Annotated in this window: 14 protein-coding genes, 1 tRNA gene and 1 pseudogene; 13 read left to right on the top strand and 3 right to left on the bottom strand. The window is 66.2% G+C overall.

Translation table 11 applies throughout. The annotated features are described in order from the left end of the window. A pseudogene (locus tag A3E77_RS06355) lies at positions 1-234 on the bottom strand (putative sulfate exporter family transporter); the annotation flags it as partial. 314 nt (positions 235-548) lie between these two features. Between A3E77_RS06355 and A3E77_RS06360 the strand changes: the two are divergent. The 3 genes from A3E77_RS06360 (at position 549) to A3E77_RS06370 (ending at position 4,120) form a co-directional block, all read left to right on the top strand. Beyond that, positions 549-625, top strand: a tRNA-Arg gene (locus tag A3E77_RS06360). Between the two features lie 398 nt (positions 626-1,023). After that, the gene (locus A3E77_RS06365) at positions 1,024-2,007 is read left to right on the top strand and encodes an AAA family ATPase (RefSeq protein ID WP_017500486.1); all 984 of its coding nucleotides are present in this window, start codon (positions 1,024-1,026) and stop codon (positions 2,005-2,007) included. A gap of 13 nt (positions 2,008-2,020) precedes the next feature. Continuing rightward, complete coding sequence (locus tag A3E77_RS06370; RefSeq protein ID WP_293644264.1) at positions 2,021-4,120, top strand: S8 family peptidase; 2,100 nt, start codon at positions 2,021-2,023, stop codon at positions 4,118-4,120. Between the two features lie 65 nt (positions 4,121-4,185). Here A3E77_RS06370 and A3E77_RS06375 read toward each other — a convergent pair whose 3' ends face one another. Both A3E77_RS06375 and A3E77_RS06380 read right to left on the bottom strand, forming a co-directional pair. Further along, positions 4,186-6,693: an HsdM family class I SAM-dependent methyltransferase gene (locus A3E77_RS06375; protein ID WP_017502707.1), complete on the bottom strand. Its 2,508-nt coding sequence runs from the start codon at positions 6,691-6,693 to the stop codon at positions 4,186-4,188. Further along, positions 6,690-7,214: a MerR family transcriptional regulator gene (locus A3E77_RS06380; RefSeq protein WP_017502706.1), complete on the bottom strand. Its 525-nt coding sequence runs from the start codon at positions 7,212-7,214 to the stop codon at positions 6,690-6,692. The genes A3E77_RS06375 and A3E77_RS06380 overlap by 4 nt, the downstream gene beginning before the upstream one ends. A 241-nt stretch (positions 7,215-7,455) precedes the next feature. Here A3E77_RS06380 and A3E77_RS06385 point away from each other — a divergent pair, with 241 nt between their 5' ends. From A3E77_RS06385 to A3E77_RS06430, 10 genes are all read left to right on the top strand, one after another. Further along, the gene (locus A3E77_RS06385) at positions 7,456-9,486 is read left to right on the top strand and encodes a conjugal transfer protein TraG (RefSeq protein WP_017502705.1); all 2,031 of its coding nucleotides are present in this window, start codon (positions 7,456-7,458) and stop codon (positions 9,484-9,486) included. Then, positions 9,483-9,902 (top strand): CopG family ribbon-helix-helix protein, encoded by a 420-nt coding sequence (locus tag A3E77_RS06390; RefSeq protein ID WP_017502704.1) that lies wholly within the window; start codon positions 9,483-9,485, stop codon positions 9,900-9,902. The genes A3E77_RS06385 and A3E77_RS06390 overlap by 4 nt, the downstream gene beginning before the upstream one ends. Before the next feature lie 140 nt (positions 9,903-10,042). Then, a complete protein-coding gene (gene trbB / locus A3E77_RS06395) occupies positions 10,043-11,029 on the top strand; it encodes a P-type conjugative transfer ATPase TrbB (protein WP_048938180.1) in 987 nt (328 codons plus the stop codon). Next, positions 11,026-11,361: a TrbC/VirB2 family type IV secretion system protein gene (locus A3E77_RS06400; RefSeq protein WP_007406001.1), complete on the top strand. Its 336-nt coding sequence runs from the start codon at positions 11,026-11,028 to the stop codon at positions 11,359-11,361. The genes trbB and A3E77_RS06400 overlap by 4 nt, the downstream gene beginning before the upstream one ends. Then, entirely contained in the window at positions 11,358-11,639 is a 282-nt protein-coding gene (locus tag A3E77_RS06405) for a VirB3 family type IV secretion system protein (protein WP_017503596.1), read from the top strand. The genes A3E77_RS06400 and A3E77_RS06405 overlap by 4 nt, the downstream gene beginning before the upstream one ends. After that, the gene (trbE, locus tag A3E77_RS06410; protein ID WP_026109713.1) at positions 11,636-14,125 is read left to right on the top strand and encodes a conjugal transfer protein TrbE; all 2,490 of its coding nucleotides are present in this window, start codon (positions 11,636-11,638) and stop codon (positions 14,123-14,125) included. Before A3E77_RS06405 ends, trbE begins: the two co-directional genes overlap by 4 nt. After that, positions 14,122-14,838: a P-type conjugative transfer protein TrbJ gene (gene trbJ, locus A3E77_RS06415; protein ID WP_017503598.1), complete on the top strand. Its 717-nt coding sequence runs from the start codon at positions 14,122-14,124 to the stop codon at positions 14,836-14,838. Before trbE ends, trbJ begins: the two co-directional genes overlap by 4 nt. A gap of 8 nt (positions 14,839-14,846) precedes the next feature. Next, positions 14,847-15,149 (top strand): putative entry exclusion protein TrbK-alt, encoded by a 303-nt coding sequence (gene trbK-alt, locus A3E77_RS06420; RefSeq protein ID WP_017503599.1) that lies wholly within the window; start codon positions 14,847-14,849, stop codon positions 15,147-15,149. Further along, positions 15,146-16,531, top strand: coding sequence for a P-type conjugative transfer protein TrbL (gene trbL, locus A3E77_RS06425; RefSeq protein ID WP_048938181.1), 1,386 nt, complete (start codon positions 15,146-15,148; stop codon positions 16,529-16,531). Before trbK-alt ends, trbL begins: the two co-directional genes overlap by 4 nt. Before the next feature lie 6 nt (positions 16,532-16,537). Further along, positions 16,538-16,765: VirB8/TrbF family protein (locus tag A3E77_RS06430; RefSeq protein WP_293644266.1), on the top strand; the 228-nt coding region annotated here is incomplete at its 3' end.

Consider the following 16,765-nt stretch of genomic DNA (forward strand, 5'->3'; position numbering starts at 1 on the left):
GGTGCGCTTGTCCTGCGACAGGAAGGAGAGGGTGAGGCCGATCAGCAACCCCATCAGGACGATCGGCGCGGCATAATGATCGGCGAGCCACGCCGCGGCGAGTGCGGCGATTGCGGTGACGAGAATGCCCGGCAGATAGTCGCCCCAGCGCCGACGCACCGGCGGATGCGGATCGAGCTGCATCTCGCCATAAAGATCGGCGGCCATCGGCCAATTTTGCTCGGACGATTTCACGAACGCACCCTTACCCCTTCGCCCGCCCGCTTCGCATATCCGCCGCGATGGGTCGATAGCCCATTGCTGGCGGCGCGCGGGCTTGCTAGAGGCGCCGCTCTACCGGCACCCGTAGCTCAGCTGGATAGAGCGCTGCCCTCCGAAGGCTCGCGTCCAACGCGAGAGCAGCGATTTTATACAGTATTTACGAGGGTTTAGGAGGACGGAAGAAAGGACGGACGAAAAAACTCACCAAATTCTCACCGCGCTCGGACTGTCGGATTCGATCGCGGATTGACCTACCCCGGCGCAAATCTTACGGCTCCAAGCCATACGCACCCATAGCTCAGCTGGATAGAGCGTCGCCCTCCGAAGGCGAAGGCCAGAGGTTCGAATCCTCTTGGGTGCGCCAAAACTCCCAATGAAATCAGTGAGTTAAGACTGTCGCAGCAGCCTTGGTGCGCCGCCTCTCGAAGTCCAAAACTCACCACGCTGGCGGCGGCGCGACGCGAAGCCCCTGCATTTCCGCGGAAAACTTGTCGAACCGAACTCACCACGCCCTTTCGCGGCTGTGATGATCCGATGGGGGCGTCCTAATTCCGGGCTGGATGAAACGCATGGTCATCGGCAATCGAGACCCCGCGGATTGCGGCCGGCCAAGCGGACCATCGACGCCGGCTAAATGCTGTGTTGGCGAAGGGCAGAGAGGGCAGTAACGACCCCTTGTACGAATTCGCGTTACACAGCGAATCACCGACGCTAGATTCCCGAAAAGTTCTCCAACCCGAGGCCGGAACATTGAACTGACCTATGACAACCGCGCGCCACATCGTTGCACTGCTGCAAAGCCATATAGACGGGGATGAGGACCGCTTCCTCTCCGTGGCGACGCAACTAGCCGCGCACGAGGCGAGGCAGGGTCATGGGAAGCTCGCGCAGGAACTGCGCGAGTTGGTCGATGCCGCCAAGGGCAAAAGCGCGACGGTGGCGCGGCGCGGAGCCGGCCCCGTGCCGTTGGCGCAGCCGAAGGGCGAACTCGCAGGGCTTCTGGAAGCCCGCTATTCCGATGTCCGGCTGTCCAGCATGGTGCTCAAGCCCGAACTTGATGAGCGGCTTGCGCGCGTCCTTCGGGAACAGCGCCAGCAGGAGCGGCTCCGCGCGCGGGGGCTCGCCCCGCGCCGCAAGCTCTTGCTTGTCGGCCCTCCTGGCGCAGGCAAGACAATGACCGCCGCCGCCTTGGCCGGTGAGTTGAAGCTGCCCCTTTTCACGGTTCTTTACGATGGATTGATCGGCAAGCTCATGGGCGAGACCGCCACACGGCTTCGGCTTGTCTTCGACGCCGTTGCCATGCAGCGCGGTGTATACTTCTTCGACGAGTTCGACGCGATCGGCGCGCAACGGGCCGGGCCGAACGACGTTGGGGAAATTCGCCGGGTGCTCAATTCCTTCCTCCAGTTTCTCGAAAATGACGATGGCCCGAGCCTCATCGTTGCCGCGACCAATCACCCCGAATTGCTCGACAAGGCGCTCTATCGACGGTTCGACGATGTCATCAGCTACGATCTTCCTGATCCCTCGGTTGTGCAGGGCATCCTCGAAGCCCGGCTCGCGACCTTCGATCTCAAGCCGATCGAATGGGCGCCTGTTCTCGAATCCGCCGCCCATCTCTCCCAAGCCGAAGTCGCCAGAGCTGCCGACGAGGCGGCAAAAGTCGCGGTGCTGGATGGCCACGATGGCGTGACGACCGCGACGCTGCTGACCGCTCTGACGGAGCGGCGCGCGGCCATCCTCTAAGCAACGAGGCCCGATGGCTGTACCTCCCCGCGACCGCCCCCATTTCCACGTCGAAGGCGGCGGCCAAAGCGAGGCGTACACGTCACCCCGCCTGGTCATCAGCGGCCTCCCTCCGGCGCGGGCGCGTGCCGCGCACGCTGCACGGTTGGAACAGGCAATCGGAACGGCGCTCGCCGCCGGCCGCCAACGGCTCGCAGAGCGGGAAGACGGCGTCGCCGAGGGCAAGCCAGGCTTCTATCTGGAGTTCGATATCCCCGTAGCCGAGCGCGCCGCAGTCGAAGCCTTGGAGAATAAGCCCAAGGCTATCGAGCTGGTAGCGGTTCGACCTACGGCGGAGGGCGACGAGATGGTCTCGGCCACTGTATTCGTTCCGGAAGCTGCTGCCGATTTCTTCGTCAAGAAGATCGAAGCCTATCGCGATGAGGAGACGCGCACCGGCAAGCCCAAGAACGAGGCCCTGATCGCTCGGATCGACGACATCAGGGTCGCGGTCGCACGCTCGCTATTTACCGATGAAGCGCAGCACTTTCCCGCCGACGGCCGTCAGGTGTGGTGGGAAGTCTGGCTTCGGGATGGCGGTCTCGCGATCTTCCAGTCTGTCGCCGCCAAGCTCGATGTCGCGATCAAGGAGCACGTCATCAGCTTTCCCGAGCGCGATGTCGCGTTGGCGCTCGCCGATGAAGCGACGATGGATCGGCTGATACGCAATTCCGACGCCGTGGCTGAACTGCGTCTCGCCAAGGACACTCCATCCCTCTTTCTCGAAATGCGCACGGTCGATCAGGCCGCTTGGGCGAACGACTTGGCTGATCGGATCGCACCGCCGCCCCCCTTGGCACCGGCAGTCTGCATACTGGACAGCGGAGCGACCCAGGCCCACCCCCTGCTCGCGCCGGGCCTCGATCCTGCCGATCAGCATAGCTACGACGGTGACTGGGGCGTCGGCGACAGCGCCTTCTGGAATGGTCACGGCACGTCGATGGCTGGCGTCGCGCTTTATGGCGATCTCGAAGCGGCGCTTTCCCACGGCGAGCCGGTCGCACTTGGTCATCGCCTCGAAACGGTGAAGATCCTGCCGCCAACCGGGCAGAACGAGCCGCGACTTTACGGAGCGATCACGGCCACCGGTATCGCTCGTGCCGAAGACCATGCTCCCCGTCGCCGGCGCGTGTTCTGCATGGCCGTGACCAGCGACGTCGGCTTGCGCCGGGGCCGGCCGTCCTCCTGGTCCTCGTCAATGGATCAGCTCTGCTATGGCGGCGGTGACAGGCGACGCCTGATGGTCCTAGCGGCGGGCAATCTTCGCGGCGACATCAATCCGGCCGACTATCCTGACCGCAACGACCTCGAAGAGGTCGAAAGCCCGGCGCAGGCTTGGAATCCGCTCGTCGTCGGGGCCAGCACCGACAAGATCACGATCACCCATCCCGACTATGACGGATGGACGCCCGTCGCCCCGGCCGGCGACCTCTCGCCGGCAAGCCGAACGTCGGCCATCTGGGATCGGCAATGGCCGATCCGTCCGGATGTCGTGTTCGAAGGCGGCAACTTCGCGCATGACGGTGCCAACCCGGCCTCGGCGATCGACGACCTCCAACTCCTCACGACCCACTATCGTCCCAACATGCGCCTGTTCGAAGCGTTCGGCGACACTAGCGGCGCTGCCGCGCTCGGCGCGAACCTCGCCGCCGGCGTTATCGCAGCCCGTCCGACACTCTGGCCGGAAACGGTGCGCGCGCTCATTGTCCATTCCGCCGAATGGACGCCGGCGATGCGCCAGCGCTTCGACGCGGCCGGCTCGCAAGCTCAGAAGCTGGCCATGCTACGCCGCTACGGCTGGGGCGTGCCTGACCTTGGCCGGGCGCTGATGAGCGCGTCCAACGACGCGACTTTGATGGTCGAGGACGCCCTGTTGCCATTCCGCAAGGACGGCTCGACGATCAAAACACGCGATATGAATCTGCATCGACTGCCCTGGCCGCGCGCCGAACTGGCTGCGCTTGGCGATCTCGATGTGGAGCTGCGGATCACCCTGTCCTATTTCGTTGAGCCCAATCCCGGTGAACGGGGCTGCGCCGGTAAGTCGGCGACTGCCTGGCGGACGGCGATATGATTGGGCCTCCGCGCGTCATAGAGCACGGACACAAGGTTCGTATCGAGCAGATAGGTGTCCATCCGCTACTGGACGTAGCGCCTGAGCCGCTCAACCTCGTGCTCCGGTGCCGGCGTGAAGACTTCGAGCGCCCAGGCGCCAGTGTTTTCGCGTAGCAGCGGGCCGACATATTCGTGCAGCGGGAGGTAGGCGGTAAAGTCCTCTGGGAACCAGCCCTTGAAGGTATGTGCGACACGCCGTTCAGCTTCATGTCCACGAAACGCTTCGAGCAATCGTCGCTCCAGACGAGGAGGCAGATCGAAGGCCTTCAAGAGCTGCGCGTCGATATCGATCAGCAACCCTTCCAACCGCTCGTCGATCTCGGGCGTGCGTAGCGCATGGGCTGCGGCGGCGCCAAGCGCGTCGCGGTAGCGCCACACTGCGGCGACCACGTCACCAAGCGCGCCCCGCTTTGGCAACGGCAGCTGCTTCATAACAACATTGGTGAGATGCTGGTTCGAGGCCCGCTCGAGGACGAAGGCGCTCGCCAGCGGGCTGTTGATCAGCGCTTCGATCGCTTCCACTGGCAGGTCTGATGTGGTCGGCCAGATGCCAAAGAACGCCTGCGACGGCACGAGCCCGCTCGCGTCTAGCGCGCCATCCAGCCGCCAGGGGCCACGCGACCGGCGCGCCACGTTGACCAGTATTTTGGGTTTGTCCCAGGCGCGCGTGAGTGGACCGAACCGATATGCGGATTCCTCGCGCATATCGACGAAGCCGGTCGTGGTGATACTAAATTGAAGAAGCGAGTCCGCGGGCTTGAAAATTCCTCTGGCAAAGCCCTCCCGAGGAACTGCGCTCCAGCCGGCAGACTGGCTGATCCACTGAAGGCCGCGATGAACTTCGGCTTGACCACCAAGCACGGGATAGTCCGCCAGATATTCCCAGACCTCGTCGAGCGCACCAATCCAAAGGTCCCCCGAACATACCAGCTTGGTGCGGCGGCGCTCGGTGGTGACCTTACCCGTCATGAGAAAATCCGGACGGCCTCGGTCGGTGACTTCGACGGAGCGCAACTGGCTCGGAAGATTCTTCGCATCAGCGTCGCGCTGGCCGGTGGCGATGATCACGGCCGCCTCCAGCCCGGCACGCTGAAAGATGCGGTCAGGAAGCGATGTCAGCTCGATCCGGTCATATGTGTCAGCGAGCAGCTGGCGCAGTTCGCCATATTGCTTCTGGCGGAGAAAGCCTTGCGGCAAAACGAAACCCAGCGCTTGGGGCTTGGCTTCGATGAGCGTCCGCAGCACCGCCATCGGCTTCGAGAACGACTTTGCCGCCATCTCGGGATAGCGCTGGCGCTCTTCGCTGTCGAAGTCCTCCCAGGGTGGGTTGCACAGGACGATGCGCTTGCCAGCGGCATCTGCTCGAAGCGCGTCTTTCTCGAACAAGTCCTTGGATGCGATTTTCCAGCCATTTGCGTTGGGGTAATCAGCAAGGATCAGCGATAGCGTCGCGACTTCACAGGCGAAGCTGTCGAGTTCCGCACCGCTGATCCGCTTGACGAGAAAAGCGTGCCGCTCCTCGCCGGTGAGCGTATCGGGAAGCTGATCGCGCAGGTGCCGCAGTGCCGCGACGAGGAACATACCCGCGCCAGCGAACGGCTCGTAGATCGTTATGTCCTCAAGATCGAAGCGGCCGAGATCGAGTTGGCCAACGACATATTCAGCCACTTGTCTGGGGGTAGAGTGCGTGCCGAAGCGTTTGCGCGTGTCAGCCGTCACCAGCGTGTTTTCGTAAACGAATGCCAAACTGTCCGACGAAATGTTCCGGAAGGTGATGGCGCCGCGAAGCGTCGTCCATGCAGTCTCCACGGCCGACGACGGAAGGGCATCGACCGCGGGCCGCAGCATATGATCGAGATGATAATAGGTCTCGATGCCGGCGAGCACATCGCGCACCGGCGCATGGGTCCATGATGTCGCGTCAGGATGCTGGCGATCGATCAGGATTTTGGCGGCAAGGAGCCTGAAGGTGGTGCGGAAAACCGCTTCTTCGCGTTGCGGATCGTCGATCCCGGACAGCAGTTGGGCAATGACTTCGCCGAGCAGCCGATCGAGCTTCACTTCGATCTCATGTTCGATCGCCGGCATCAGTCCCAGATCGACGAAGTCGAGCTGATAGGCCGTCTGGGTCTGGGCCAGCGACTTGGCGCGGTGAACCGCGTGTGGGTTCCAATTGTCGGCATTGCGCTCGAACAGCGCGTCCAGCTGGTCGAGCGGAACCCGTTCGCTCAGACGTGGCTTGCCTTCCGCGCCGACCCGCCAGACCCCGACATCTTCAGGGCTGATCGAGAACAAGATCGGCGCACCGAGCGCCCGGCGGCGTAGCACGGCGTCCGCATCGTGCGTGCCGGTAATCACGCCAAAGGCGGCCGAGCGATAGGATTCGGGAACTTGTGTGAACGCGGCAAGTGCGACGCACTGTTCCTCGCCCGCCTCCGACAGCACATCGGCGAAGCTATAGTCGTGGATGAGCGATTCCGGTCGATAGCCGATCGCACGCAGTCCCGCTTCGATTCTGGCGAGCGCGGTCACGCCGCGTCACCTTCGGCAGTGCGCAGCATGATGCCGCCCTCTGCGTCAGCCGGCGCTTCGCTTCGGCGCAATCCCACCGCCGGAAAGAGAGGGAGTTGCGCGATCGGCTCGGAGACGCCGAAGCCCTGCGACAGCGCCTCAAGATGGGCGTTGAGCCGAAGCAGGATTGCATCCTGGTCGGCCGGCAACGGATCGCTACCACCGAGCAGCGCACAGCTATCGAGTCCAAAGATAACGAGCCGGTGGTTCCACAGGCCCGGAAAGGACCGGCCGTTCAATAGCTCGCGTGCGCGAAGCAGCAGGTCGCGATGGACTTGGAGTTCGACATGGAACCGGCTGCGCATAACGACGGCGAGCCGGAGCAACAGCACTGTCTGCCAGCCGAATTGAGCCTGCTGACCCTGGCGTGATGCCGGGACGTCCGGATGAATGAGCCTGCGCCGCACGGTCCATTCGCGCAGCTGATCAGCCGAAAGCCCGGTCAGCTTCAGGACATCCCGCGATCCGATTAGACGCACCATTTTTCTCCGGTTCGGGTATGATGCCCGAACTTGGATCGGGTATCATACCCATTCTGGTTGGTAAAGCACCTTGTTCTCGATCTGTCCGCTCTGATAGCGCGCGACATACGGGACCGTTCAATCGATCACCGTCGAAAACATAGCAGACTAAACTACGCTACTCCCTGTATTTCTACGCTAGACTTCCCTCAACAATAACAGTGACTTGATTTGATGTCCGGTACGCATCGACCTCGGTGCCATGTCGGCAACCAAAATCCTTTGGGGTCAGGTCTTCACGGTCTTCCTGATCGTGCTCGCAGCCATTTGGGCCGCGACGCAATGGACGGCCGCAGCGCTCGCCTATCAGCCCCAGCTTGGGGCGCCCTGGTTCATGCTCGGCGACTGGCCGATCTATCCGCCGCCGGCCTTCTTCTGGTGGTGGTTTTCGTTTGACGCCTACGCGCCGGAGATATTCCAGACCGGCGCGTTCATCGCTGTGTCGGGCGGGTTCGCCGCGATCGTCGTCGCCATCGGCATGTCGGTCTGGCGTGCGCGCGAGCTGAAGAACGCCGAGACCTATGGCTCGGCGCGCTGGGCGACGCGCGGGGAGATCGCCGCCGCTGGGCTGCTGGGCGACAGCGGCGTCATGCTCGGTCGGCTCGGGCGCGACTACCTGCGCCACGACGGCCCCGAGCATGTGCTGTGCTTCGCGCCGACCCGGAGCGGCAAGGGCGTCGGCCTGGTCGTGCCGACGCTGCTCACCTGGCCGGGCTCGGCGATCGTGCATGACATCAAGGGCGAGAATTGGCAGCTCACCGCCGGCTTTCGCGCCCGGCACGCGCGGGTGCTGCTGTTCGATCCGACCAACGGCGCGTCGGCCGCCTACAACCCCCTGCTCGAAATCCGCAAGGGCGCCTGGGAAGTGCGCGACGTGCAGAACGTCGCCGACGTGCTGGTGGACCCGGAAGGTTCGCTGGAGAAGCGCAACCACTGGGAGAAGACCTCCCATGCCCTACTGGTCGGCACGATCCTCCATGTCCTCTACGCCGAGGCCGACAAGACGCTGGCGGGCGTCGCCGCCTTCCTGTCCGATCCCCGCCGCCCGATCGAGAGCACGCTATGGGCGATGATGACGACGCCGCATTTGGGGGAGGCCGGCGTCCATCCCGTCGTCGCCTCGGCCGCGCGCGAGCTGCTCAACAAATCGGCCAACGAGCGATCGGGCGTGCTCTCGACCGCCATGTCGTTCCTCGGCCTCTATCGCGATCCCGTCGTCGCGCAGGTCACGCGCACCTGCGAATGGCGCATCAAGGATCTGGTCGAGGGCGAGCTGCCGGTCACGCTCTACCTCGTCGTGCCGCCCAGCGACATCTCACGCACCAAGCCGCTCATTCGCCTCATCCTCAACCAGATCGGGCGCCGGCTCACTGAGGACCTGAAGGCGCGGCAATCGCGCCACCGGCTGCTGTTGATGCTCGACGAGTTTCCGGCGCTCGGCCGACTCGACTTCTTCGAGAGCGCGCTGGCGTTCATGGCCGGCTACGGCATCCAGAGCTTCCTCATCGCCCAGAGCCTCAACCAGATCGAGAAGGCTTACGGGCCGAACAACGCGATCCTCGACAATTGCCATGTGCGCGTGAGCTTCGCCACCAACGACGAGCGCACCGCCAAGCGCATCTCGGACGCGCTCGGCACCGCGACCGAGATGCGGGCGATGAAGAACTACGCCGGCCACCGGCTTTCGCCCTGGCTCGGGCATTTGATGGTGTCGCGCTCTGAGACCGCCCGCCAACTCCTCACCCCCGGCGAGATCATGCAGCTACCGCCCGACGACGAGATCGTCATGGTCGCGGGCATCCCGCCGATCCGGGCAAAGAAGGCCCGCTACTTCAAGGACCGGCGGTTCACGCAGCGGGTGATGTCGCCGCCTGACATGAATGTCGGAGGCGGCCCGCCGCGCCCCGACGACTGGAGCGGCCTGGCGCCGATCGAGGCGCCGCCGATGCCCGAGCCGATCGAGCATGAATCGCCCAAGAAGCCGATGAAGAAAAAGGCCGCCAAGAAGGCGGGTGCTGAGGACGATGCCGCGAACGGGGACCTGCGCCGCGAGCCGGCGCTGGAGCCCCACATCGACATCGCGCCGACGCCCCGGCCCGCGCCCGCCAACGAGTTCGAGCTGGACGAGCCGGACCCCGATAGCGATGCGGCGCGGCAGGCGACGGTGCGCCGCCAGATGCAGCGCGTGGCCCGGCAGGCGTCGCTCGATCCCGAGGACGGCATCGAGCTATGAGCACCAAGACGCCGCTGTCGGTCTATCTTGACCCCGAGCTGATGCGCGCGCTCGCCGCCTATGCCGACCGCAGGGACAAGTCCCGGTCGCTGATCGCCGAGGCGGCCATCGCATCCTTCCTGTCGCCCGACGCCGACGAGCAGCGCGAGGCCGCCATCGCCAAGCGTCTCGACAAGCTGGACCGCCGCATCACCCGGCTGGAGCGCGACACGGGGATCGGTGTCGAGATGATCGCGCTGTTCGTGCGCTTCTGGCTGTCGAACACTCCGCCGCCGCCCGAGAGCGAGCGGGCCGCGATGCGTCGCCAGGGCGGCGACCGCTACGACGCCTTCATGGATGCGCTCGGCCGCCGACTCGCGAAGGGTTCGAAGGTCAGGCAAGAAATTGGCGAGGACTTTCCGCTCCAAGAAGAATGAGCTGACTACGCCAGTTCTTGTATCTCTACGCCAGACTACGACGACCACATTTACTTATTGAAGCACGGTCTTTTCTGCCTCTCTTGATGTGCCCCTGACGCCGGGCGGCGGCTCGCCCGGCCCTCATCAGGGGCTTTTTTTTGACCGTCCATCCGATCCGTTCCGAGGCGAAGACACGCGGCGCGCGGATGCTGCGCACGGCGCTCGGCCCGTCGATCGCGGCCTGGCTCGACGATGCCGCCGTCATCGAGGTGATGCTGAACCCGGACGGCCGGCTGTGGGTCGATCGGCTCGGCGAAGGCATCAGCGACACCGGCATGAAGCTGGCCGCCGCGGACGGCGAGCGCATCGTTCGCTTGGTCGCGCACCATGTCGGCGTCGAGGTTCATGCCCGGTCCCCGCGCGTCTCGGCCGAGCTGCCCGAAGGAGGGGAGCGGTTCGAGGGGTTGCTGCCCCCCGTCGTCGTCGCGCCCGCCTTCGCGATCCGCAAGCCCGCCGTCGCCGTCTTCACGCTCGATGAATACGCGGCGGCCGGGATCATGTCGCCGGCCGAGGCCGCGGCGCTGCGTGATGGCGTCGCCGCCCGCGCCAACATCCTCGTGGCAGGCGGGACCGGCAGCGGCAAGACCACGCTGGTCAATGCGCTCCTGGCCGAAGTCGCCAAGACCACCGACCGCATCGTCCTGATCGAAGACACGCGCGAGCTTCAGTGCGCCGCGCCGAACCTCGTCGCCATGCGGACCAAGGATGGCGTCGTCACGCTGTCCGATCTCGTGCGGTCCAGCCTGCGGCTGCGCCCCGACCGCATCCCCATCGGCGAGGTGCGCGGCGCCGAGGCGCTCGACCTCCTCAAAGCCTGGGGCACTGGCCACCCCGGCGGCATCGGCACCATCCACGCCGGGACCGCGCTCGGGGCGCTGCGCCGCATGGAGCAGCTCATTCAGGAGGCCGTCGTCACGGTTCCCCGCGCGCTGCTCGCCGAGACCATCGACCTGATCGCCGTGCTGGTTCGCGACGGGCACGGTCGCCGCCTCGCCGAGCTGGCTCGCGTCGAGGGGATCGACGCCGAGACCGGCGATTACCGCCTGACCCCCCTCGCACCCCCCAACCTCGGAGACGCACCATGATCCATGCCCTTCGGCATGGCGCACGCCGCGCCATGCTCGCCGCCACCGCCAGCGTCATCGCGCTCACCATCTCGGCGCCCGCCCACGCGGGCGGGTCGTCGATGCCGTGGGAAGCCCCGCTGCAATCCATCCTCGAAAGCATCGAGGGGCCGGTCGCGAAGATCATCGCGGTCATCATCATCATCGTGACCGGCCTCACCTTGGCCTTCGGCGACACCTCGGGCGGCTTTCGCCGGCTGATCCAGATCGTCTTCGGCCTGTCGATCGCCTTCGCCGCGTCGAGCTTCTTTTTGTCGTTCTTCTCGTTCGGCGGCGGGGCGCTGATCGCATGACGGGCGCGGCCGATCCCGTCGAGCCGATCGCCGGCTTCTATGCGCCGGTCCATCGGGCGCTGACCGAGCCGATCCTGCTCGGCGGCGCCCCGCGCTCGCTCGCCATCGTCAACGGCACGCTCGCCGGCGCGATCGGCCTCGGCCTTCGCCTCTGGATCGCCGGGCTGGCGATTTGGGCAATCGGTCATGCGTTGTCGGTTTGGGCCGCGCGCCGTGATCCGCAGTTCGTGGACGTGGCCCGGCGGCACCTCCGCTATCCGGCGTGGATGCGGCCATGATGGGCCTGCGCGAATACAGGAATCGCGCCGCCCACCTGGCCGACTTCCTGCCCTGGGCCGCGCTGGTCGGCGAGGGCGTCGTTCTCAACAAGGACGGCAGCTTTCAGCGCACGGCGCGTTTCCGTGGCCCCGATCTCGACAGCGCCACACCCGCCGAGCTGGTCGCCACCACCGCGCGGCTCAACAACGCGCTCCGGCGTCTCGGCTCGGGCTGGGCGATCTTTGTCGAGGCGCAGCGCAGTCCCGCGCTCGACTACCCCGATTCCGATTTTCCCGATTCGGTCTCGGCGCTCGTGGACATGGAGCGCCGCGAACAGTTCCGCGAGGAAGGCGCGCATTTCGAGAGCGCCTATTATCTCACCCTGCTGTGGATGCCGCCGGCCGAGGAAGCGGCGCGCGCGGAAGGGTGGCTCTACGAGGGCCGGTCCACCAGCGGCGTCGATCCGTGGGAACTGCTCAAGGGCTTCGCCGACCGCAGCGACCGCGTTCTCAATCTGGTCGAGGGCTTCGTGCCCGAGGTCCGCTGGCTCGATGACGGCGAGACGCTGACCTACCTGCACAGCACCACCTCAACCCGCCGCCAGCGCGTGCGCGTGCCGGAAACTCCGATGCACCTCGACGCGCTACTCGCCGACGAGCCGCTGACCGGCGGGCTCGAACCGAAGCTCGGCGAGCACCATCTGCGCACGCTCACCATCGTCGGCTTCCCGAGCGTGACCTTCCCCGGCCTGCTCGACGAGCTGAACCGGCTCGCCTTCGAGTATCGCTGGTCCACCCGCGCGCTGATGCTCGACAAGACCGACGCGACCAAGCTGCTGACCAGGATCAGGCGGCAATGGTTCGCCAAGCGCAAATCGGTCGCGGCCATCCTCAAGGAAGTCATGACCAACGAGGCGTCCACGCTGCTCGACAGCGACGCCTCGAACAAGGCCGCCGACGCCGACACCGCCTTGCAAGAGCTGGGCTCCGACTATGCCGGCATGGCCTATGTCACCGCGACGGTGACGGTGTGGGACGGCGATCCCGCCATTGCGGCCGAGAAGCTGCGGCTGGTCGAGAAGGTCATCCAGGGCCGCGACTTCACCGTGATCCCCGAGGGGATGAACGCGATCGAGGCATGGCTGGGGAGCCTGCCCGGCCACACCTACGCCAACGTCCGGCAACCGCCGATCTCCACCATCAATCTCGCCCATCTGATCCCCCTGTCAGCAGTATGGGCGGGGCCGGAACGGGACGAGCACTTCGGACAACCCCCCTTGCTCTATGGCAGGACCGAAGGCTCGACCCCGTTCCGGTTTTCCCTTCACCCCGATGGCAGCGATGTCGGCCACACGCTGATCGTCGGCCCGACCGGCGCGGGCAAGTCGGTGCTGCTCGCGCTAATGGCGATGCAGTTCCGCCGCTACGAGAACGCCCAGGTCTTCGCGTTCGACTTCGGTGGCTCGATCCGCGCCGCCACGCTGGCGGCGGGCGGAGACTGGCAGGATCTCGGGCTGTCCGACGACGGCGACGGCAGCGTCCAGCTACAGCCGCTCGCCCGTATCGACGATCCGGCCGAGCGCGCATGGGCGGCCGAATGGCTGGCGGCGATCCTCGCCAGCGAAGGCGTCCCCGTCGATCCGCAGGCCAAGGAGCATCTGTGGTCGGCGCTCGGCTCCCTTGCCAGTGCGCCCGTGCCGGAACGCACGCTGACCGGGCTCGCGGTTCTGCTCCAGAGCCAGCAGCTCAAGCAGGCGCTCGCCCCCTATTGCCTTGGTGGACCGTGGGGCCGGCTGCTCGATGCCGAGGTCGAACGGCTCGGCGAAGCGTCGGTGCAGGCGTTCGAGACGGAGGGCCTGGTTGGCGGCGGATCAGCCGCCTCCGTCCTGTCCTACCTGTTCCACCGGATCGAAGGCCGGCTGGACGGCTCGCCGACGCTCATCATCATCGACGAGGGCTGGCTGGTTCTCGACACCCCCGACTTCGCAGCCCAGCTCCGCGAATGGCTTAAGACCTTGCGGAAGAAGAACGCCAGCGTCGTTTTCGCCACGCAGAGCCTGGCCGACATCGAAACCTCTAACATCGCGCCGGCCATCATCGAGAGCTGCCCGACGCGCATCTTCCTGCCGAACGAGCGCGCCGCCGAGCCGCAGATCGCCGCCATCTACGAACGGTTCGGCCTCAACGCTCGCCAGATCGAAATCCTCAGCCGGGCCACGCCCAAGCGCGACTATTACTGCCAGTCGCGGCGCGGCAACCGGCTGTTCGAGCTGGGGCTAGGCGAGGTCGCGTTGGCCTTCGCCGCCGCGTCTTCCAAGACCGATCAGCTCCGCATCGCCGAACTGGTCGAGACCCACGGCCGCGAGCGCTTCGCCGCCGAATGGCTGCGCCATCGCGGCCTGGCCTGGGCGGTCGATCTTCTTCCCGAACCCCAACTCGATCCGCTGGCCGGTCGCCGGGAAGATGCCGGCCAGCTCCCCCTTGCCTTGAAGGACACGACCCCATGAAACCCAATATCCTGCGCCGCGCCATGCTGGCCGGCGCCATCGCCACATCGAGCATGATCGGCATCACCGCCGCCACGCCGGCGCACGCTCAGTTCGGCGGGATCGTCTATGACCCGACCAATTATGCGCAGAACGTGCTGACGGCCGCGCGGTCGCTCCAGCAGGTCAACAACCAGATTCAGCAAATCCAGCAGCAGGCGACCAGTCTCGTCAACGAGGCGCGCAACCTGGCTTCGCTGCCGTTCAGCTCGCTCCAGCAGTTGCAGCAGCAGGTGCAGCGCACCCAGCAGCTTCTCGGCGAGGCGCAGCGCATCGCTTATGACGTGCAGAACGTCCAGCAGGTGTTCAACGGCCGCTACAAGGGCGCGGCGCTCACCGGCACCCACGCGCAGATGGTCGCCAACGCCAATGCCCGCTGGGAGGATAGCGTCGGCGCCTTTCAGGATGCCTTGCAGGTGCAGGCCGGCGTCGTCGGCAACATCGAAGGCGCCCGCACGACGATGTACAGCCTGGTCTCGGCCAGCCAGTCGGCGACCGGCGCGCTCCAGGCGACGCAGGCGGGCAACGAGCTCCTCGCGCTGCAATCGCAGCAGCTCGCCGACCTCACCGCCGCGGTCGCGGCGCAGGGCCGGGCGCAGGCGCTGCAATCCGCCCGCCAGGCGGCCGAGGAGGCCGAAGGGCGCGAGCGGTTCCGCCGCTTCATGGGCAACTGAGACGCCCGATGTCGCGCACGGCGAAGATCGCAGGGGTGGCGGCGCTGGCCGGGCTGATGATGACGGTGGCGATCGTCGCCGCCGTCCAGCCCGATGAGCCTGCGCCCGCGCCCCCGCTCTTCCTGCCGGCGGACGAAGGCCAGGCCAGGCTCGCCCGCGAGCTGGATCGCTGCGCCTCGCTCACCAAGCCGGATAGTGGCTGCGAGGCGGCCTGGGCCGTCAACCGCCGCCGCTTCTTCCGCCAGGACGAGCCCCCGCCCGAGATCGAGCGCGGCAGCGACACGGCGCCGGATGAAGGCACCCGGCCATGAACGACACCGGCGTTATCGACAATTTCCTCAACATCTTCACCGGCTACATCGACTCAGGCTTCGGCCTGCTCGGCGGCGAGGTCGCGTTCCTCTCGACCACGCTGATCGCCATCGACGTAACGCTCGCCGGCCTGTTCTGGGCCTGGGGCGCGGACGAGGACGTGCTTCAGCGCCTCGTCAAGAAGACGCTCTACATCGGCACCTTCGCTTTCATCATCGGCAATTTCTCGCTGCTCGCGACCATCGTGTTCGAGAGCTTCGCCGGGCTCGGCCTCCAGGCCAGCGGCGGGGCGATGACGATCGACGAGTTCATGAAGCCCGGCACGATCGCGGCGAAGGGGCTCGAAGCCGCCAAGCCGCTGCTCGATGCGGCGGGCCAGTTCTCCAGCCTTTGGGCCGTGTTCTCCAACCTCGCGCTGATCCTCGTGCTGCTGCTCGCCTGGGTGATCGTGGTGCTCGCCTTCTTCATCATCGCCGTGCAGGTCTTCATCACGCTGATCGAGTTCAAGCTGGTGACGCTGGCCGGCTTCGTCCTGCTGCCCTTCGCCTTCTTCAACAAGACCGCCTTCATGGCCGAGAAGGTGCTGGGCCATGTCGTCTCGACCGGCATCAAGGTGCTGGTGCTCGCCGTCATCACCGGCATCGGCACCACCTTGTTCAGCCAGTTCACCGGCGCTGCCCTCGGCCCCGCGCCCGACATCAATCAGGTCATGGCCATCGCGCTTGCCGCGCTGTCGCTGCTGGGCCTGTCGATCTTCGGCCCCAGCATTGCGAACGGCATCGTCTCGGGCGGCCCGCAGCTCGGCGCGGGTACGGCGGCCGGGACCGCGCTGGCGGCAGGCGGCGCGCTGATCGGAGGCGCCGCCGCCGCACGCCTTGGCGTGGGCGCGGCCGGGTCCGCAGTCGGTGCGGCCGGCCGGATGACCGGCGCCGCCGCGCGTGGTGGCGCTCAGATGGCAGGCGGTGCCACCAGCGCCTACAGCCTCGGCTCGTTCGGCAAGAGCGGTGCAGGCGCTGTTGCGGGCGGCATGGCCGCTGTCGGCCAAGCGGCGGCGGGAAGCGCGGCGAACGCCGTCCTTTCGCCCTTGCGCAAGGCGGCCGCCAAGGGCGGCGAGGCGATCAAGTCCAATTTCCGCTCCGGCGCCCGTGCCGGATTCACCGCAACCGGCGGCACGATCACCGGCGGGCCGGCATCCGCCGCCCCGGCGGCTGCAACCGCTGGCGGTTCCGCGTCGGCCGGCGCATCCGCCCAGCCTGAATGGGCCGCCGCGATGAAACGCCGCCAGGCCGTCAGCCACGGCGCGACCGTCCTCGCCCACACCATGAAGGCTGGCGACAGCCACGGCGGCGGCGCCGGTCCCGACATCAAAGAGAAGGACTGACCTCCCATGTTCCGACGCCCCACCATCCGCTACGGCCAGACGCCCGAACCCACGACACCCTATCAGCGCGCAGCCCAGCAATGGGACGACCGCATCGGCTCCGCGCGCGTGCAGGCGAAGAACTGGCGCCTCGCCTTCTTCGGCGCGCTGGCGCTCTCGGGCGGCCTTTCCGCCGGTCTCGTCTGGCAATCGGCGCGTGGGCATATCGTGCCCTGGGTGGTGCAGGTCGATCGG

The sequence above is a fragment of the Sphingopyxis sp. RIFCSPHIGHO2_12_FULL_65_19 genome, from assembly GCF_001830555.1.
Lineage (GTDB): Bacteria > Pseudomonadota > Alphaproteobacteria > Sphingomonadales > Sphingomonadaceae > Sphingopyxis.